We start from the raw sequence: 18,671 nt of genomic DNA on the forward strand, positions 1-18,671 counted from the left end.
TGCCACACTCCTTTGCGTGCCCTTTTTGTAAGCCCTGTCTGCTTAGTTGGGATTGGGTCCCAAAGTCACGGAGACGGTCTGCTCCTGATATTCCCCACCGCTTGCGGGAACCTGGACAGTCAGCTCCACAGTCTCGCCCACCGCATAGTAGGAGAGCTGATCCTGCAGCGTCTCCATGCTGTCTATGGTAACGCCCTCCATGCCAGTGATGATGGTTCCCCTGGCAAGTCCTGCCTGTTCGGCGCCGCCTCCCTTTGTCACCTCAGAGATGTACACGCCTGTTGGCATATTGTAAGCCTCGCCGATGTCAGAGGAGACATCCTGGCCTGTGATACCCAGATAGCCTCTCTCCTCGTCAGAGACTCTGGTTCTGGTCTCCCGGTTCATCAGATTAGTCAGCACTTCGCTGGCGTCTGAGATGGGAATGGCATAGCCCATCCCCTCCGCCACGCTGGAGCTGATCTTGGCCGTGTTGATGCCGATGACCGCCCCGTTGGCGTTGAGCAGGACCCCGCCGCTGTTGCCCGGGTTGATGGCCGCGTCTGTCTGGATGAGCTCACTGTCAAATCCATCCATGTCGATCTGCCGGTTTGTGGCTGAGACAATGCCCGTTGTCACGGACTGTCCGTAGCCCAGGGCATTGCCGATGGCAATAGCCGGCTCGCCCACCTGCACCTCATTGGAGTCACCGAGAGTGGCAATGGCGATGGCGTCCATGGTGGAGTCCTTGATGGACTCCAGGGGAACGGCCACGATAGCCAGATCCTTGGAGGGGTCTGTTCCCTTTATATTGGCCTCCACATTTTCATCATCCACAAATGTGACAGTCAGGGTGTCCGCTCCCTCCACCACATGATTGTTAGTGGCGATCAGAAGCTCTGTGTCAGACTGCTGAACGATGATGCCGGAGCCGAGGCTCTCGCTCTCCTGCTCCTGGGTCTGTCCAAAGAAGCTCTGAACCTCCTGAATACTCATATTAGTGATGGACACAATGGAGGGCATAGCCTGCTCCACAATGTCGGACACGTCGGAGGTCACTGTGCTGGAGGTCTGGTTCAGCTGAGTCGCCGTGGATGTCTGGCGCACCTCCTTTGTGTCCTCTCCGACAGCCCGGTCCACAATGATGTTCCCCGCCCGGAAGGCCGCGCAGGCCACAAGGCCAAACACGAGTCCTCCGCTGACGATGGACAGCCATCTCTTCGAGCTGCCGCCCCTCTTTTTCTTCGGCGGCTTCTCTGTCTGCTGCCCGTTAAATATATTCTGATCATCCGGCCCCGGATTGTAGTAGTTGTACTGATTATCCATAGTGCAGACTCCTTTCATAATCTCATGCTTTCTATGACTGTAGTCTAACGTATAATTGTGTTTAAACTGTGATGAATTGATTAAATAATGTTAAAACTCGTCTGCAGCCTTTTATGCCAGTTCTTTTTTCGCAAGCTCCAGGGCACTGGCGATCACCTTGTCCATGTCGTAATACCGGTAGGCTCCCAGCCTGCCGCCGAAGATCACGTTTTTCTCCTCCGCTGCCAGGGCGGCGTACTCCTCATAGAGGTGGGAGTTCTTTTCGTCATTAACCGGGTAGTAGGGCTCATCCCCCACCTTCCACTCAGAGGAATACTCCCGGGAGATCACGGTCTTTTCCTGGGTTCCGAACTCAAAATGCTTATGCTCGATGATCCTGGTCCAGGGCACCTCCCTGTCCGTGTAGTTGACCACCGCGTTCCCCTGGTAGTTGTCACAGTCCAGCACCTCTGTCTCGAACCGGACGCTCCTGTACTCCAGAGGTCCCAGCCTGTAGCCGTAGTACTCATCGATCATGCCGGTGAAAACGATCCTCCCAGCGGCGCCCTCATAGGCCTCTCTCTCCTTCAGGTAGTCCACGCCCGTCCGAACATCCGCCCCCTTAAGGAGCTTCCGGACGATACTGGTATAGCCGCCGATGGGGATGCCCTGATACCTGTCATTGAAATAATTGTTGTCATAGGTGAAGCGCAGGGGCAGCCTGCGGATGATAAAGGCGGGCAGATCCTTGCAGTCTCTTCCCCACTGCTTCTCCGTGTAGCCCTTCACCAGCTTCTCGTACACATCCCGCCCCACAAGGGAGAGTGCCTGCTCCTCCAGGTTCCCCGGCTCCTCGATATGCAGATCCGCGATCTGCCCCTCGATGATCTCCTTAGCCTCCCGGGGCGTGCGGATGTTCCACATCCGGCTGAAGGTGTTCATGTTAAAGGGGAGATTGTACAGCTCATCCCTGTACACAGCCACCGGAGAGTTGATATAGTTGTTAAACTCCGCGTACCGGTTGATGTAATCCCAGACTCTCCTGTCCGAGGTATGGAAAATGTGGGCCCCGTACCGGTGTACCTGGATGCCCTCTATCTCTTCTGTGTAAATATTTCCCCCAATGTGGTCCCTTCTGTCCAGCACAAGGCAGGTCTTTCCCCTGTCCATGGCCTCCCTGGCAAACACCGCGCCAAAAAGGCCGGCTCCCACTATAAGATAATCGTATTTCATCAGCAAATTCCTCTTCCACTTTCTTTCGTACTGCTGATATCTTACTCTACTGTGACGGATTTGGCAAGGTTTCTCGGCTTATCCACATCGCATCCCCTGCCCACAGCCACGTAGTAGCCAAAGAGCTGCAGCGGGATGATGGCCAGTGAATTAGTGAAATACTTGTTCGTCTTCGGGATGTAGACAACGTAGTCCGCCGCCTTCTCCACCTCTGTATTGTCCACATTGGTGATCGCCATGACAAAGGCTCCCCTCGTCCTGACCTCCACCATGTTGCTGATAGTCTTCTTGTAGAGCTCCTCCTGAGTCAGCACCGCGCACACCAGGGTTCCCTCCTCAATAAGCGAGATGGTCCCGTGCTTCAGCTCACCAGCCGCGTAGGCCTCGGAGTGGATGTAGGATACCTCCTTCAGCTTCAGAGAGCCCTCCAGAGAAATGGCATAGTCGATCCCTCTCCCGATGAAGAAAATGCTCCTGGCCGCCAGATAGCGGTTGGCGAATTTCTGTATCTTGTTCTGGTTGTTCAGCATCATCTCCACCTGGGCGGGCAGCTCCTTCATCTCCTCGATCATCCCGGCCAGTCCCTCGTCAGACAGTTTGCCCCTCACATGGGCAAACTTCATAGCCAGCAGATAGAGAGCAATGAGCTGGGCCGAGTAGGCTTTTGTGGTGGCCACGGCGATCTCCGGGCCGGCCCAGGTGTACATCACATTGTCCGCCTCTCTGGCAATGGAGCTTCCCACTACATTTACAATGCCAAGCACCCGCACGCCCTTGGATTTTGCCTCCCGCAGGGCCGCCAGTGTGTCCGCCGTCTCCCCGGACTGGCTGACCACGATCAGAAGGGTTCCTTCCTCCAGAATGGGATCCCTGTAGCGGAACTCGGAAGCCAGATCCACCTCCACGGGAATTCTGGTCAGCCCCTCAAACACGTACTTGCTGGTCATGCCCGTATGGTAGGCGGAGCCGCAGGCCACGATCATGATCTTACGGATGGCCCTGATATCCTCGTCGCTCAGCCCCAGCTCCTCGATGACAATCTTCCCGTCCTTCAGCCTGGGGGAGAAGGTGTCCGTGATAGCCTTTGGCTGCTCATACATCTCCTTCAGCATGAAGTGCTCATATCCGCCCTTTTCCGCCGCGTTGACATCCCAGTCGATGTGGACTGTCTCCTTCTCAATGGCCTCCTCATCCACATTGAAGAATTCCATCTGGTCCTCTGTCATGCGGACAATCTCCTCGTTCTCTATGAAAACCACATCTCTTGTGTACTTCAGCACTGCCGGCACATCGGAGGCAATGATGCTGCCACCTTTGGTGTGGCCCACAATGAGCGGGCTGTCCTTGCGGACCGCGTAGAGCTCATCCGGATGGTCGCTGAAAATAATCCCCAGGGCGTAGGAGCCCTCCATCCGGTGCATCACCTTCGTGATAGCCCGCAGCGGATTTCCGTCATAGTAGTAGTCCAGCAGCTGGGCGATGATCTCTGTGTCCGTCTCAGAGACAAAATTATAGCCCTTCTTCTCCAGCTTTTTCTTCAGCTTGAGGTAGTTCTCGATGATGCCGTTGTGCACCACTGCAATAGTCCTGTCCTGGTTGAAATGGGGATGCGCGTTCCTGTCAGAGGGGGCTCCGTGGGTAGCCCATCTGGTGTGCCCGATCCCCAGAGTCCCGGGAAGCAGCTCTCCATCGTGGCTCAGCTCTCTCAACACCTTCAGCCTTCCCTGCGCCTTCATCACGTTAATCTTCTCACCGTCATAGACCGCAATACCGGCCGAATCGTATCCTCTGTACTCCAGCTTCTCCAGCCCATCCAACAAGATAGGCGCTGCCTGCTGATCTCCAATATACCCAACTATTCCACACATAATCTTTTCTCCTCACTTAAATTTGTACATATATCCGTTTTTTTTGCATTATCAAGCTGTATTGTATCAAAAATACGTCCATGTGTAAAGAAAAAGGAGAATGCAGTTTCCCACATTCTCCTTTTTTACCGAAAGCTGTTAATCCAGATCAATGATATCCATCTTGAAGGTATCGTCCGCCTCCGCATGGCTGCGTCTCTGGGACTCCTTCTTCGGTCTCTTCGCCGGCTCTCTCACCCGCGCGTTCAGAAGCTCATCCAGATCGTCAATGTCCTCCTCGTCACCTGAGCGGCGGCTGCGGCGGGGCGCATCGTCGTAAGATCGCTTTGCACCTCTTACAAAGGCGTCGTAATCCTCCTCATAGTCCTCATCGTAGTCGTCTTCCTCATCATAGCTGTCATCATTATCATCATCGCCATCCAGATCGTATTCATCTTCATAGTCGCTGTCAAAGCCGTCCTCAAAGTCCTCGTCCTCGTAGTCCTCAAAGTCATCATCAAGCTCAGAGTCCTCGTCCAGGGCCAGCTTGTCCTGCTTCTTCGACTTCTTATTGGCCTTCTTATCTTTCTTTTTCTTGTCCGGCACTTCCTCCGGCTCCTCCTCCAGGTCAATGCCGTACTCGTCATAGAGGTCGTCCAGCTCCAGGTTGCGGTGATGCAGCTTTACAAGAGCCACAATCAGGATGATCACCACAAGCACAAACAGCACGCAGGCGGCAACCATTACCCAGCGCAGATTGTCCTGGATAAACTGAAGGATTGATCCCAGTATCCCGTCCGCCTCTCCGGAATCATCTGTGGAGATGGACAGAGGGCGCACATATCTCTGATAGGTGCCATCCGCTGTGTCATACTGATAGAGCACGCTGTTTCCGTCACTGTTCAGGCCGTACACCAGATAGTACTCTGTGTTGTTGGTGTTCTGCCATGCCGGGAACTCCTTGCCGTTCAAGGTGAGCGTAGTCTCCTGGTATCCTCCCGGGATATCCACTGAACCGTCGTTCTGCAGAAGGATCAGATACCGGTCCGTGGAGAGTTCGATCTCCTCAAAGGGAGAAAAGGTTCCATCATTCGTGTTGTAGAGGAAAAAGTCTCCATCCCCTCCGGCAGCCGGCACAAGGTACATAGCCGTCGCGCCGCTGGCAGCTTGTGTGACTACTGTACAGGTCTGTCCCTCAAACTGCATCTCAGAGCGTTCAAAGCCTCCGGGTATGATGGCGTCGGAGAAATCTCCGGAAACCACATAGGATGTCCCGTTCACCTCCACCGAAGGCCCGTTGGCCGACGCCGCTGCAGTGTCCTGAATCAGGGAGGGATCCCCAGGTCCGATGGTGATCGTAGACTGACCTCTTGTAACATCAATATCATCTCCATCGACATCTGTACCAGAAGCAGAGGAAATCTCGATCACCGTTGTACCCTCCTTGAGGGCCTGGAAGGTCATCGTAAAGTTCAGCTGTGTGGAGGTTCCGTCTCCCGCACCGCTCAGGGACAGGGTGCCGTTGTTGTCCGTCACCTGACTTCCCTCCACAAACCGGAGCATGGATGTGTCATAGGTGAGGGTCGCCTCTGCTGACTGCACCGCCACTGTACCGGTAAAGGTAGCTGTCACTTCCACCTCCGCCCCCACAGTCGTGGAGGGGTCAGAAAAGCGGAGCTGCCCCGAGGATGCGTATGCAGAAAAGGAAAAACCTGAAACCAGCATACACACCGCCATCAATGCCATTAATGCTTTTCTCAATCTTTTCATTGTTCTTTTCCTCTTTATTCGTAATATTTCAATCATTCAGCCCATCAGCATTTCTAATATCCGGATACTGCGTCACCGCCACTGCCGTCAGAGCCGCCGCTGACTTCGCCGCCCGAGGAGCTCTCTCCACCGGATGAGCCCCCAGTCTCTGCTCCTCCATCTCCGCTGCCGCCAGAACCGCCGCTGACTTCGCCGCCGCTTCCGCTGCCGCCGCTGACATCACCGCTGTCCCCGGTCCATCCCGATCCGCCGCTGCCGCCAGTCCATCCTGATCCACCGCTGCCGGAGCTTCCACTGCCGCTGGAGCTTCCGGAACTGCTTTCATAGTCATAGTCGTAATAGGAATCATCCGGCTGTTCCATGATGGCCTGACTGTCCTCATCCGTGTCTGCCTGCCTATCGCCGGCCTTGGCCACAATGTTTCCACTGATGGTGGACACCGTTGAAGAAGGTGTATATCCATCTTCTGTTCCAAAGAAAAACTCATGAAGCTGCTGTACATTGCTCTCCAACGTCACAGGAATAACTACACTGCCTATATTATTCAGCGTATCCGTCGATTTATCAAAGGGAAATCCCGTCGTCTCCCCCAGCTTATAGTCGAAAGCATCCAGCGCATAATCAAGAATTTCTGTGAGGGTAAAGTTTGTAGACACCTCCGGGAATACCTTATCTATGATCTTATTGATCTGGGAGAGGCTTGCTCCCTGCAGCTTTTCAATAACTTTTGTCAGCACCTCTCTCTGCCTCTCAGCACGCTTAAAGTCATCACCGGCCGTATAACGAATACGGGAATAGGCTGTTGCCTGCACACCATTTAAAGTCTGAAGCCCCGGTTCCATTACTCCCATAGAGTCCTTTCCCGTCACCTTAATAATCTCAGTCGCATAGCCGTTAATATAACTAATCTCCTCTTGCTGGACATCGATCTCCACACCGCCAACGGCATCGATCACATCAATCAGCGCATTAAAATTCACCGTCACATAGTGTTCAATATCCATATCCAGATTCTCATTGAGCATAGCAACGGCCCCCTCAGGACCTCCATAAGCATAGGCCGCATTGGCCTTGTTCAGCGTTCCATCACTCTGCTGCAGGAGAGTATCACGATACACCGATGATATCTTTACTTCCAATGTCTCGCGGTTGAGGCTGGCGATCATGATCGTATCGCTCCTGGTCCCCTCCCCTAATTCATTGTCTCTGGAGTCAACGCCAAAAAGGGCAACGTTGAGATATCCCGTCCCCCTCTCTCTGGCCTCCTTAGAGATATTCAACTTATCCGCGTCCAGCTCCACTGTATCGATCTTTGCCAGTTTGCTGGCCAGCAGCACTGCCCCCGCCGCCGCCACGATCAGGAAGGTGCCCCCCACAATGGAGGCGATCTTCTTCCCGAGAGACCAGGAAGCAAATCCTCGGTTTTTCTTTCTGCGTCCGCGCCGGTAATGCTTTCTTTCTTTTGCCATTACTAAAATCCTTTCGCTAAAAAACTACATGATTTCCGAACATATCATTCTATACTATACATGATTTTCTCAAAAACTGCAATTATTTTTCCCAATAACTCTGGCTCATCGTACATTTTTTTATAAGCCAGAAAGGGAGCTTCCTGTAGCTGCGCCCCAGTCGGTATCCCAGATACTTACAGCCGCTCTGCCACACCAGCTTCGGGATCAGCCATCCCTTCTTCTCTCTCAGCAGATATTTTGCCGTATTCTTCACGAGGCGGATCCCCTCGCTCTCCGAGGCGATCCCCGCGAACACCTCCGGGTGATCCGCCTGGGAGACAGCCAGATCAAAATTTCTGTGGAACTGCTGGACTCCTGTATAATTGTGGGAGTGGATTACCCTGGCCTCCGCCGCATAGGCGATCTTGTATCCCTTTTCAATCATGTGGCCTGCCAGGATCATATCTTCGTTGAAAATAGTCTTCTTTTCAAATCCGCCTGTCTCCTCGTAGGCCTTTTTGCTGTAGGCCGCACACACATCTGAACAGAAGAAGGTCTTGATCCCAAGAACCGGCAGATCCTCCTTTCCTTTCAGTCTGGACTTCTCCGGATAGTTAAAGGATCTGGTGTATCTCTCAATGACATGGCAGTCCTTCCCGGGAAGCTGCCGGGCATACGTCACTCCCACATCGTCCCTCTCAAAGGGCTTTATCAGATTCTCGATCAAATACTTGTCATAGGGTACCGCATCCTGAGTCATGAAGACGATAATATCCGCATCTGACTGCCGGATCCCCATGTCCCTGGTACCGCCATGGTCAAACTGCTCTTTTTCAATGTGCGTCACCCGAATTCCCTGTTCCATGCAGAACCTTGCCGGGAAATGATCTGATATCGTGTTGATCACATGGATCCCGTCCGGCAGCCGGGTCTGCTTCTTCAGCCTGAGAATCAGCTTTTCAAACTCCCTTCCCGGCCTGTAAACCGGTATGATCACTTCAATCCTTTCCGCCATCTGCCATCTTCCTCCTTTTTCTGATATCCTACAAAGAGATACATCACCGTAGTAAGAGCAAGCCAGAACCAGGTGGTGGGATTGCTGAACCAGGTGGTAAAAAATGCCAGCCCCAGATAGATCGCAATCTGCCCGTAAAAAAGATAAGCCACCGGGTTGCCGCCCTTATGGATCCAGACTGTCAGCTTCCTGGCAGCAAAACCAATGATCAGCGCCAGGAGAAGCACTCCCACTATCCCGAAATCATAGTAGGCATCGTAGAACATGGTCAGAGTCGTCAGCTCCGGCTTGGTAATATAGATAGGACTTGCTGTCAGCTCCGGAAAAATAAATTTCAGACCTGTCAGAGCGAACACCGGGAACAGCATCCGCACCCCATAGGTGTGCTCTGCGATCTGCTCCACAAGACAGTTAAAGTTCTCAAAATTGTTGGCTACATAGATATAGGGCTGCGTGATGAAGATGGGTGTGCTGCTGTTCTTCATATCAAAGATGCCGTTCAGGTATTCCACGTCGTGGTTCCTTGCCACAGTGAGCCCCACATAGACGGGAACCATGATGACCAGCAGGAGCACCAGCACCTTCCAGTTCAGATGCCGGTTCGTGAGTATATAGACCACCACGGCAAACCCCACCGCAAACAGCAGCTGAAACCTGGATACACACAGCACCGGCACCGCCACTGCCGTTATGTTCGCTATCCCCAGCAGTACATAGTCTCTCCTGCTCCTCTTCTCCTTCACCTTCCAGTAGAGGACAGTGATCGCCGGGATCAGAATACAGCTGATGGTAAAATAGTGCACCCCGGAAACATGGAAATAGGAATAGGCATGGGGCTTATCCGAAAAGAGAGGGATGAAGCCCACAGCCAGGAACTCGATCAGAAAGCAGACCCAGGAGGCAACAGCCAGCCCGCAGGCACAGAGTAACAGCCTTCCTGCCCTCACCCCGTCTTTTGCCAGCGCTACATGCTCCGGCATGGACTGCCTCCGCATATATCCGGCGCAGAAGCCAATGTAAGCCAGGAAAAAGGTAAGCCAGGTCCAGACGCTCCAGTCTGTCTGGAGATGGCTGAGCTGCAGGCAGGCGATTCCCTGCCCTCCTACCCAGGCCAGGGCAAACAGTCCCTTCATGTCCACCAGATTCCCGCTCTCCCTGAAACGGCAGATATAAACGCCCAGGGCATAGAAAACAAGAAGAAGGGAGCTCAGTATATGCACTCCCCCCCTGGAGGCAAGAAAGCTGCCAAAATAGATCACTGCACACAGCACTGCCTCCGCTATAAAATTGCGAAACATCGTTCCATTCTCTCTCATGCTTCCTACTCGTCTCCTGTATCTTCTGACTCCGTAAAGTCTGACTGCATTGCGGTCGTGCTCTCATCTACTCCTGTGAGGTATATAATATCATTGTCAATCTGCTGTACAGTCTCTGATGGCGTATAGTCTTCCTCCCCAAAGAGAAATTCATGCAGGCGGCTGACATTGGATGAGAAATCGATAGGCACAACATAGGAGCCGCTGTGGTTCCGCACATTTTCCGATGTTGTCACATCGAACGGGAAGCCTGACGTATCTACGATATTGTAATTCAGCGCATTGGCTGCAAAGCCAAGTAAATCCGCGGACGAAAAGCTGGTCGATATCTGCGGGAAAACTTCATCTACAATCTTGTTCAACGTAGAAAAGCTGGCTTTCTTCGCCTTCTCCATGACCTTTTCAAGGACAATACGCTGTCTCTCTGTCCTCTTGAAATCGTTTCCGTCTGTATATCGGATCCGGGCATAGCCCACCGCATGGACCCCATCCAAAAGCTGGGTCCCGGCCTCCTCTTTGATCTGCGTCATCTCTTTCCCGGTCACCTGGGCCGTCTCAAAGGCGTAGCCATTGCACCAGAACGCCTCCTCAGCTGTCATATCGATCTCAAGTCCTCCTAAAAGATCAATCACATCCACAAGGGCATTGAAATTCACACTCACATAATTCTGGATGTCCAGGTCAAAATTCCGGTTCAGAAGGCTGATAGCATCCTCCACACCCCCGGTGTTATAGGCTGAATTGGCTTTCTCATATGTACCGTCCGCCTGCTGGAGAAGAGTATCTCTGTAGACAGATACAAGCTTCACATCGCTGGTCTCATTGTTGATGCTGGCGATCATGATGGTGTCACTCTGGACGCCTCCCTCCAGCTCTCCGTTTCTGGAGTCAAGCCCGAACAGGGCAATATTAGTGTAAGGTCCGGTGTCCTTATATACATCCAACCTGCTCTTGTCCAGGATATTAAAGTCCAGCTTGTCCAGCTTGAACATTCCATAGGCCACTACGCCCAGCACAGCCAGGATGATCAGCTCAAGGATCAGAACAATGATCCGTTTTCTTCTCTTTTTCCTTCGAAGCTGCCGCCTCTCCTCGCGGGTCATCTTCTTCTGTAATCTCTTTTTTCTGCTCATTCTATCTCCTGTATCTTCCATTGTCTAGTAGGCGTTCTTGTTCACAAACCCCTTAAAGAAGGTCATGATGATAATCTTGAAATCAAACCCAAGGGTCCAGTTCTCAATATAGTAGAGATCGTGCTCGATCCGCTTCCGAATAGATGTATCTCCCCTGTAGCCGTTGACCTGGGCCCATCCGGTCAGGCCCGGGCGTACCTGATGCTTTACCATGTATCTGGGGATTTCCTCCTTAAACTGTTCCACAAACTGGGGCCGTTCGGGACGGGGGCCCACCAGGCTCATATCCCCTTTCAGCACGTTAATAAGCTGGGGCAGCTCGTCAATGCTGGTCTTCCGGATAAAGCGGCCGATAGGAGTCACCCTGGGATCGTTCTGGGTTGTCCAGGCCTTCTTCTCAGAGGAAGCGTCCTGCACCACCATGGAGCGGAATTTGTACATATAAAAAGGCTTATTCCTCATGCCAATCCTCTCCTGCTTAAAGATCAGCGGTCCCGGTGACGTGGCCTTGATGATCACCGCCACCACTGCCATGACAGGGGAAAACAGGATCAGCGCCACCACGGCTCCGAAAAGATCCACGCACCGCTTCATAAAGGCGTTGAGCCGGTTGTTCAGAGGCACGTGACGTATATTAATGACCGGAAGGCCGAGAAGGTCCTCCGTGTAGGGCTTTGTGGGGATAATATTGTTGTAATCCGGGATAAACTTCGTGTGGACGCCGGACTTTTCACACATGCTTACAATCTTTGCCAGCTTGTGATACTCCGCCAGGCCAAGGGTAATGGCAATCTCGTCCAGCCGGTTTTCCGGCAGAATAATAGACAGGTTGTCGATCCGGCCCAGCACCCTGATTCCCTTGTACTCGGTTCCCCTCGGCACATTGTCCGCCAGGATCCCGCGGACAGTGTAGCCCCAGGATGGGTTGGCCACTACCCTGTCAATGTACTCCTCCGCAGCCCGGCTGTACCCGATCAGAAGGATCTGCTTCTGATTCAATCCCTTTTTCCGGATGCTGCGCAGCAGAATCCGGATCAGGTTGCGCATCAGCGCCTCCGCAAACACATTTACACAGAAGAACACAAAGAGCATGCTTCGGGAGAAGTTCTGCTCCTTCACAAGATAAAGGATCAGGATCAGTCCCATCAGGCCGATCACGTTGGCCTGAGTGATATGCCAGATCTCCAGCCGCCGCCCCTGAACTCTCTTTGGCGTATAGAGCTGAAAAATGTAGTACAGGATCAGGTAGCCCGGGATCACAAAGAGCAGTACCCGGCAGTACTCCTGCAGTGACAGGTACCAGGGCGAAGGTGAAAATACACCAAATTTAAACCGGATATACCAGGCAAGCACATAGGACAGCCCTATGACACAGGCGTCCAGCACCACGTGAAGTCCGTTCCAGAACCGTTGATTATCTTTTATCATGATTACTTCCTCTATTTTATATAAAACCTATCATTATTTGACATACCGATATCAAATCCTGTTTTATCATACACTAAATATAGTGATTGAACAAGCCTTCCCTCCACATTTTTTCTTAACATTTATTTAACACTTTTGAAATATTCATGAAGTTCATCTGGCAATTCACGCCCGTCTCTGGTATAATCAATAAGTATTTAACATGAATAATTCGAAAATCAGAAGCAGGGGAAATAGACTATGCAGGTTACGATCGTCATTCCAAATTACAATGGAAAGCATTTCATGAAGCCCTGTCTGGAGTCACTGGACAAGCAGACATACAAGGGGTTTGAGATCATCGTGGTAGACAACGCTTCCTCCGACGGGAGCATGGAATATATGAAGGAGACTTACCCGGAGATCCGCTGTATTGCCCTGGACAAAAACTATGGATTCAGCCGGGCGGTGAATGAAGGGATACGTGCCTCCCGCACTCCCTATGTCATTCTCCTGAACAACGACACCACTGTGGATCCCCGCTATGTAGAGGAGATGGTTCGGGCGATCCGGAAGTCCAAACGGATCTTCTCTGTCAGCAGCAAGATGATCCAGATGTACCACCCGGAGCTCATTGACAGCGCCGGAGATCTCTACACCCTCATGGGCTGGGGCGTCTGCCGGGGTACCGGAAGACCTGTGTCCAACTACACAGAAGCAGACGAGATCTTCACAGCCTGTGCCGGAGCCGCCATCTACCGCCGCTCCGCCTTTGAGAAGATCGGATACTTTGATGAATCCCACTTCGCCTACCTGGAGGACATTGATGTGGGCTACCGGGCAAAGATTTACGGCTATAAGAACATGTACTGTCCCACTGCCCTCGTCTACCATGTGGGCAGCGGCACAAGCGGATCCAAGTACAACTCCTTCAAGGTAAAGCTGTCCGCCAGAAACAGCGTGTACCTCAACTACAAGAACATGCCTCTGGCACAGCTGATCCTCAACTTTGTGCCCCTGGCTCTTGGATGGCTCATCAAATCTCTCTTCTTCGCGAAGATCGGCTTTGGCAGAGACTACCGAGAGGGCCTGAAGGAAGGGTTCCAGACTCTCTCAGAGCAGAAAAAAGTCCCCTTCCGGCTCCGCCATCTTGGAAACTACGTGGCCATCGAGCTGGAACTGATCGCACATACCTTCGCCTACGCAAGGGACTGGTTCAGCAGAAAGCTGGGACACAATTAGAACAATTATTAAAATGAGACGTAACACTTTTAAAAAGTATTACGTCTCATTTTCACTTTACCGGTGTACTATTGTGTATATTTTACGAACAAAAGGCTTTAAAAGTGGAACGTATCCTTCAGCCCGGCCCACTTCTGATCCTTGTCGCTTAAGTTCAGAGCCGTACCGTCCGCCAGATGGTACCCCTCCGCGGAAGCGCTTCCCTGGTACTCGCCCTCCAGCTGGGGCCATGTAATGCCGATCTCCGGGTCGTTCCAGGCCAGTCCGCCCTCATCTCCCGGATGATAGAAGTCCGTGCACTTGTAGCAGAACTCAGCCACATCGCTGAGAACCAGGAAGCCGTGGGCAAAGCCCTCGGGAATGTAGAACTGCTTCTTATTCTCCTCTGTCAGCTCAATGCCGAACCACTTGCCGTATGTCTCGCTGCCGCTCCTAAGATCCACCGCCACATCGAAGACAGAGCCCTTGATGACTCTCACCAGCTTGCCCTGAGGGAATTCCTTCTGGAAATGAAGTCCCCGCAGGACGCCCTTTGTGGAGCAGGACTGGTTATCCTGCACAAAGACCATGTCAAGGCCGTTCTCCTCCATGTCTCTCTGGTTGTACGTCTCCATGAAATACCCTCTGGCGTCCCCGTGCACTGCCGGCTCGATGACGCAGAGTCCCTGGATGCCGCCTGCATTTTTCTCAACTTTGATCTGTCCCATTGCTGTAAGCCTCCTTAAAACTCGATTTCTCTCAGATATCTATTAAGAGCGTCCTGCCATGTGGGGAGAGGAGTAAATCCGTTCTCCACAAGCTTGCTCTTGTCCAGCCTGCTGTTGAAGGGACGGGCCGCCTTGGACACGCCGTACTCCGCCGTGGTCACCGGCTTCACCGTGAGACGGTCCTCACTGTACTCTGTGTGTCCCAGTTCCACTGCCTGGCGGAAGATCTCCTTTGTGAAATCATACCAGCTGATGTAACCGCCCTCATTTGTGGCGTGATAGTAGCCATACTTCTCTGTCTCCAGCATATCCACCAGAAGCCTTGCCAGGTCAAAGGTGTAGGTCGGAGTCCCGATCTGGTCGTTCACTACCGTCAGCGTGTCGTGAGTCTTGCCCACATTCAGCATGGTCTTGATGAAATTCTTTCCGTTTTTACCAAACACCCAGGCGATGCGGACGATGAAATATTTCTCCAGCGTCTCAGACACAGCCAGCTCTCCTGCCAGCTTTGTCTCCCCATATACATTTAAGGGTTTGTAATCCTTGCAGTCCGGCTCCCAGGGCGTCTCCCCCTGTCCGTCAAAGACGTAGTCCGTGCTAAGATAGATCATCTTGCAGTCCAGCTTTTTGCACATCTGGGCAATGTATTTTGTGCCGTCCACATTGATGGCCCGGACCTTCTCCTTTTTATCCTCATCCTCTGCCAGGTCTACTGCCGTCCAGGCCGCGCAGTGCACCACCACGTCCGGCTGCACCTCTGAGAGCACCTTCTCCACAGAGGCCTGATCCGTGATATCCATGGGCACATAGGGCATGATCTCCACCGGAGTGCCGTCCTTAATGCCGCTGTACTCCTCCTTCAGGTCAGAGCCCACGCCTTCGTATCCCCGTCCTGCCAGTTCATTCATCACATCATGTCCAAGCTGTCCTGCAACACCGGTCACAAATACCTTCATTATTTGATCTCCTCCCTGTTTCCATACATCTTCTCATAATAGTTCTGATACTCTCCGGAAATGATGGTCTCCCACCACTCCTTGTTGTCCAGGTACCACTGGATGGTCTTCTTGATGCCGTCTGCGAACTTTGTCTCCGGCAGCCAGCCCAGCTCGTTGTGGATCTTTGTGGGGTCGATGGCGTAGCGCATATCGTGGCCCTTTCTGTCCTCCACGTGAACGATGAGGCTCTCCGGCTTGCCCAGCTCCTTGCAGATCAGCTTTACAATGTCAATGTTCTTCATCTCATTGTGGCCGCCGATGTTGTACACCTCGCCCACGCGGCCCTTGTGGATGATCAGGTCGATGGCCTTGCAGTGGTCCTCCACGTAGAGCCAGTCCCTGACATTCTCCCCTGCCCCGTATACCGGCAGAGGTTTGTCATTGAGCGCATTGGCGATCATCAGCGGGATCAGCTTCTCCGGGAAATGGTAGGGGCCATAGTTGTTGGAGCAGCGGCTGATGGTCACCGGCAGGCCGTATGTCCTGTGGTAGGCCAGCACAAGAAGGTCTGCGGAAGCCTTGGAGGCGCTGTAGGGGCTGCTTGTGTGGATGGGAGTCTCCTCTGTGAAGAACAGATCCGGCCTGTCCAGAGGCAGGTCGCCGTACACCTCGTCTGTGGATACCTGATGGTATCTCTTGATGCCGTACTTGCGGCAGGCGTCCATGAGCACAGCTGTTCCCTTGATGTTGGTGTCAAGGAAGACCTCCGGGTTCTCGATGGAGCGATCCACATGGCTCTCAGCCGCAAAGTTGACTACCATGTCCGGATGCTCCTCCTCAAAGAGCTTGTACACAGCCTCACGGTCCGTGATGCTGGCCTTCACAAAGCGGAAGTTGGGATTGTCCATGACAGGAGCCAGAGTGGACAGGTTTCCCGCATATGTCAGACAGTCCAGACAGATGATGCGATAGTCCGGGTACTTGTCCAGCATGTGAAATACAAAGTTGCTTCCGATAAATCCAGCTCCGCCGGTTACAATAATATTCATAGTGTTTCTTCTCCTTTTTCTTGGCAATAGTTAGATGATTTTCCTATATCTCTTTATTATCAATAGAGATTTTCCTGGTATTTCCCGTCCAGCACGTCCTTCAGATACTGACCGTACTGGTTCTTTTTCAGAACCTCGTACACTTCCATCACGTCCTCTTTGGAAATCCATCCGTTTAAGTAGGCGATCTCCTCCAGGCAGGCAATCTTCCTGTGCTGGTGAGTCTCCATAGTCTTGACAAAATTGGTGGCGTCCACCAGGCTCTCATGAGTTCCCGTGTCCAGCCAGGTGAAGCCCTGTCCAAGAAGCTCCACATTGAGCTGTCCCGCCTCCAGGTAAATGCGGTTCAGGTCTGTGATCTCCAGCTCTCCTCTGGCGCTTGGCTTCAGGTTTTTCGCGTAATCCACCACTTTGTTGTCATAGAAATAAAGGCCGGTCACGCAGTAGTTGCTCTTGGGATGCTCCGGCTTCTCCTCTATGGAGACAGCCTTACCCTCCTGGTTGAACTCCACAATGCCAAACCGCTCCGGGTCATCCACATAGTAGCCGAACACTGTGGCGCCCTTGCCGGACTCCGCATTTTCCACAGCTGCCTTTAATCTTTTCTTAAGGCCGTGGCCCGCAAAAATGTTATCCCCCAGCACCATAGCCACGCAATCATCGCCAATAAATTTCTCACCAATGATAAACGCCTGTGCCAGTCCGTCCGGGCTTGGCTGCACTTCGTAAGAAAGCTGCACGCCAAACTGATGTCCATCTCCCAACAGCTCTTTAAACCTTGGCGTATCCTGCGGTGTGGAGATGATCAGAATGTCCCGGATGCCCGCGTTCATAAGAACCGACATGGGATAGTAGATCATCGGCTTGTCGTAGATCGGCAGAAGCTGTTTGGATGTGACCATTGTCAGAGGATAGAGCCTTGTGCCGGATCCTCCCGCTAAAATAATACCCTTCATTGTAAAACCTCCTTGGTACCTTCATCTGGTATTCCTGGTAAATAGTATTTCTGATAAGCCGTATCTTATTAGTTTAATTGCATTATAAAAGGTGACCTTAGGTCACCTTCAAGTGTTTTTTAACATTTTGTAATAATTTGGTTATTTTGCACAAATAAATATCCCGGCATCCTTTGTGATCCTGAATCCCCCGGCGGTTTTCTTCTTCACAAACGCCCGGAAGTCATTGTATTTTTCCCCGATGTACTGCCCCTGGTTCCCATGGCAGGAGAGCACATAGGAAATGAGGGGCTCCGGCTCCGTGACCACAAGGGCGTCCCCGTACTGCTGCCACACCACTTCAGCGAAGCTCTCTCCAAGCAGCTCTTTGCCGTTCTCCTTGCCAAACTTCTCATACAGCTTATCCGCAGACAGGGCAATCCTTTCGTCAAACTCCTGGACAAGCTGACCGACCTCCTTCATATGCTCCCGCCCGTAGGTGCTGCAGATGAATCTGCCGCCAGGCCTTAGCACTCTTTTCACCTCCCGGCAGACAGCCGGGATATCCTGGCAGTAGAAAAGCACATGGTTCGCGATCACCAGGTCAAAGGTCTCATTGTCATAGGGAATATGATGACAGTCAAAGCTGTTGAAAGCAAACCTCGTATCCTCCGTCCCTATAGCGCGCCTGGCATCCCGGAGCATGCCCTCCGAGACATCAGAGAGCGTGACTGCCACATCAGCCGGAAGTTTCTCCTTGTTCTCCGTCCAGAGGGTACCGTCCCCACATCCCAGCTCCAGTATCTTCATCCCGCTCTCAACACGCAGCTTCTCATAGATCCAGGGAAACCACCCCTGCCTGTTCTGAGAATAAAGGCTGTGCAGATTGATCCTGGCTGAGATATTGGTGGCGCTCTTATACTGGTTCTTAAAGCTCTTTTCCATGCCCGTCAGATGGATCAGCCCCAGCATCCGGCTCCAGTCCACCACATGCTCCTCCCGGATGGCAGCTGTCGTGTCCTCGATGGCCTGCTCCACAAGCTGCATCTGCTCGATCCGGTCCTGCACCAGCTTCTTCTGAATGTCCAAGGAATTGAGCATAAAGTGGTAATCCGTATCCGCAATGGTCATCTCACGGATATCGTCCAGAGAAAACCCCAGATACTTCAAAAGGAGGATCTGCTGCAGTCTGGCAAAATCCTCGTCTGTATAAAAACGTGCCCCCGCATCAGTCACATACGAGGGCTTTAAAATGTTCTGTTTGTCATAGTAGCGGATCGTCCGCAGGGTCACCTGAGCCATGCGGGCAAACTCGCCGGATGAATAGTAGCCTGGTTTCTTCAT

15 protein-coding genes are annotated in these 18,671 nt (G+C 52.5%); 1 reads left to right on the forward strand and 14 read right to left on the reverse strand.

Annotated features, from left to right (window positions below):
* Positions 1 to 42: 42 nt before the first annotated feature.
* The 9 genes from FGQ86_RS01045 to FGQ86_RS01085 all read right to left on the reverse strand — a co-directional run bounded on the left by FGQ86_RS01045 (position 43) and on the right by FGQ86_RS01085 (position 12,477).
* On the reverse strand, positions 43 to 1,305 hold the full coding sequence (locus tag FGQ86_RS01045; protein WP_138302747.1) for a trypsin-like peptidase domain-containing protein: 1,263 nt from the start codon (positions 1,303 to 1,305) through the stop codon (positions 43 to 45).
* Between the two features lie 111 nt (positions 1,306 to 1,416).
* Entirely contained in the window at positions 1,417 to 2,520 is a 1,104-nt protein-coding gene (glf, locus tag FGQ86_RS01050) for a UDP-galactopyranose mutase (RefSeq protein WP_347562464.1), read from the reverse strand.
* A 38-nt stretch (positions 2,521 to 2,558) separates the two neighbouring features.
* On the reverse strand, positions 2,559 to 4,385 hold the full coding sequence (gene glmS, locus FGQ86_RS01055; RefSeq protein ID WP_033126486.1) for a glutamine--fructose-6-phosphate transaminase (isomerizing): 1,827 nt from the start codon (positions 4,383 to 4,385) through the stop codon (positions 2,559 to 2,561).
* Between the two features lie 138 nt (positions 4,386 to 4,523).
* On the reverse strand, positions 4,524 to 6,134 hold the full coding sequence (locus tag FGQ86_RS01060; protein ID WP_033126485.1) for a cohesin domain-containing protein: 1,611 nt from the start codon (positions 6,132 to 6,134) through the stop codon (positions 4,524 to 4,526).
* A 53-nt stretch (positions 6,135 to 6,187) separates the two neighbouring features.
* Positions 6,188 to 7,603: an LCP family protein gene (locus FGQ86_RS01065; protein WP_033126484.1), complete on the reverse strand. Its 1,416-nt coding sequence runs from the start codon at positions 7,601 to 7,603 to the stop codon at positions 6,188 to 6,190.
* Positions 7,604 to 7,685: 82 nt separating this feature from the next.
* Entirely contained in the window at positions 7,686 to 8,600 is a 915-nt protein-coding gene (locus FGQ86_RS01070) for a glycosyltransferase family 2 protein (RefSeq protein ID WP_033126483.1), read from the reverse strand.
* On the reverse strand, positions 8,579 to 9,916 hold the full coding sequence (locus FGQ86_RS01075) for an O-antigen polymerase (protein ID WP_242842859.1): 1,338 nt from the start codon (positions 9,914 to 9,916) through the stop codon (positions 8,579 to 8,581). Before FGQ86_RS01075 ends, FGQ86_RS01070 begins: the two co-directional genes overlap by 22 nt.
* Positions 9,917 to 9,921: 5 nt before the next feature.
* Positions 9,922 to 11,049: an LCP family protein gene (locus tag FGQ86_RS01080; protein ID WP_033126482.1), complete on the reverse strand. Its 1,128-nt coding sequence runs from the start codon at positions 11,047 to 11,049 to the stop codon at positions 9,922 to 9,924.
* Between the two features lie 24 nt (positions 11,050 to 11,073).
* A complete protein-coding gene (locus FGQ86_RS01085; RefSeq protein ID WP_033126481.1) occupies positions 11,074 to 12,477 on the reverse strand; it encodes an undecaprenyl-phosphate glucose phosphotransferase in 1,404 nt (467 codons plus the stop codon).
* 240 nt (positions 12,478 to 12,717) lie between these two features.
* Here FGQ86_RS01085 and FGQ86_RS01090 point away from each other — a divergent pair, with 240 nt between their 5' ends.
* Entirely contained in the window at positions 12,718 to 13,698 is a 981-nt protein-coding gene (locus tag FGQ86_RS01090; RefSeq protein ID WP_138302748.1) for a glycosyltransferase family 2 protein, read from the forward strand.
* Positions 13,699 to 13,796: 98 nt separating this feature from the next.
* On the opposite strand, the gene rfbC is transcribed toward FGQ86_RS01090, so the two are convergent.
* The 5 genes from rfbC to FGQ86_RS01115 all read right to left on the reverse strand — a co-directional run bounded on the left by rfbC (position 13,797) and on the right by FGQ86_RS01115 (position 18,671).
* Positions 13,797 to 14,405, reverse strand: coding sequence for a dTDP-4-dehydrorhamnose 3,5-epimerase (gene rfbC / locus FGQ86_RS01095; RefSeq protein WP_033126479.1), 609 nt, complete (start codon positions 14,403 to 14,405; stop codon positions 13,797 to 13,799).
* A 14-nt stretch (positions 14,406 to 14,419) separates the two neighbouring features.
* On the reverse strand, positions 14,420 to 15,361 hold the full coding sequence (gene rfbD / locus FGQ86_RS01100; protein ID WP_138302749.1) for a dTDP-4-dehydrorhamnose reductase: 942 nt from the start codon (positions 15,359 to 15,361) through the stop codon (positions 14,420 to 14,422).
* Positions 15,361 to 16,392, reverse strand: a complete 1,032-nt coding sequence (gene rfbB, locus FGQ86_RS01105; RefSeq protein WP_033126477.1) for a dTDP-glucose 4,6-dehydratase — start codon at positions 16,390 to 16,392, stop codon at positions 15,361 to 15,363. Before rfbB ends, rfbD begins: the two co-directional genes overlap by 1 nt.
* Before the next feature lie 59 nt (positions 16,393 to 16,451).
* Positions 16,452 to 17,348, reverse strand: coding sequence for a glucose-1-phosphate thymidylyltransferase RfbA (gene rfbA / locus FGQ86_RS01110; protein ID WP_033126476.1), 897 nt, complete (start codon positions 17,346 to 17,348; stop codon positions 16,452 to 16,454).
* Between the two features lie 141 nt (positions 17,349 to 17,489).
* Entirely contained in the window at positions 17,490 to 18,671 is a 1,182-nt protein-coding gene (locus FGQ86_RS01115) for a methyltransferase domain-containing protein (RefSeq protein WP_033126475.1), read from the reverse strand.

The organism is Clostridium sp. BSD2780061688st1 H5, from assembly GCF_005845155.1.
Classification (GTDB): domain Bacteria; phylum Bacillota; class Clostridia; order Lachnospirales; family Lachnospiraceae; genus Claveliimonas; species Claveliimonas intestinigallinarum.

Bases quoted from the DNA above. Each gene is read 5' to 3' on its own strand.
- glmS (WP_033126486.1), bottom strand. From the start codon at position 4,385: ATGTGTGGAATAGTTGGGTATATTGGAGATCAGCAGGCAGCGCCTATC.
- FGQ86_RS01115 (WP_033126475.1), bottom strand. From the start codon at position 18,671: ATGAAGAAACCAGGCTACTATTCATCCGGCGAGTTTGCCCGCATGGCT.
- rfbA (WP_033126476.1), bottom strand. From the start codon at position 17,348: ATGAAGGGTATTATTTTAGCGGGAGGATCCGGCACAAGGCTCTATCCT.
- FGQ86_RS01090 (WP_138302748.1), top strand. From the start codon at position 12,718: ATGCAGGTTACGATCGTCATTCCAAATTACAATGGAAAGCATTTCATG.
- FGQ86_RS01080 (WP_033126482.1), bottom strand. From the start codon at position 11,049: ATGAGCAGAAAAAAGAGATTACAGAAGAAGATGACCCGCGAGGAGAGG.
- FGQ86_RS01065 (WP_033126484.1), bottom strand. From the start codon at position 7,603: ATGGCAAAAGAAAGAAAGCATTACCGGCGCGGACGCAGAAAGAAAAAC.
- rfbB (WP_033126477.1), bottom strand. From the start codon at position 16,392: ATGAATATTATTGTAACCGGCGGAGCTGGATTTATCGGAAGCAACTTT.
- FGQ86_RS01085 (WP_033126481.1), bottom strand. From the start codon at position 12,477: ATGATAAAAGATAATCAACGGTTCTGGAACGGACTTCACGTGGTGCTG.
- rfbC (WP_033126479.1), bottom strand. From the start codon at position 14,405: ATGGGACAGATCAAAGTTGAGAAAAATGCAGGCGGCATCCAGGGACTC.
- FGQ86_RS01060 (WP_033126485.1), bottom strand. From the start codon at position 6,134: ATGAAAAGATTGAGAAAAGCATTAATGGCATTGATGGCGGTGTGTATG.
- rfbD (WP_138302749.1), bottom strand. From the start codon at position 15,361: ATGAAGGTATTTGTGACCGGTGTTGCAGGACAGCTTGGACATGATGTG.
- FGQ86_RS01075 (WP_242842859.1), bottom strand. From the start codon at position 9,916: ATGAGAGAGAATGGAACGATGTTTCGCAATTTTATAGCGGAGGCAGTG.
- FGQ86_RS01070 (WP_033126483.1), bottom strand. From the start codon at position 8,600: ATGGCGGAAAGGATTGAAGTGATCATACCGGTTTACAGGCCGGGAAGG.
- FGQ86_RS01045 (WP_138302747.1), bottom strand. From the start codon at position 1,305: ATGGATAATCAGTACAACTACTACAATCCGGGGCCGGATGATCAGAAT.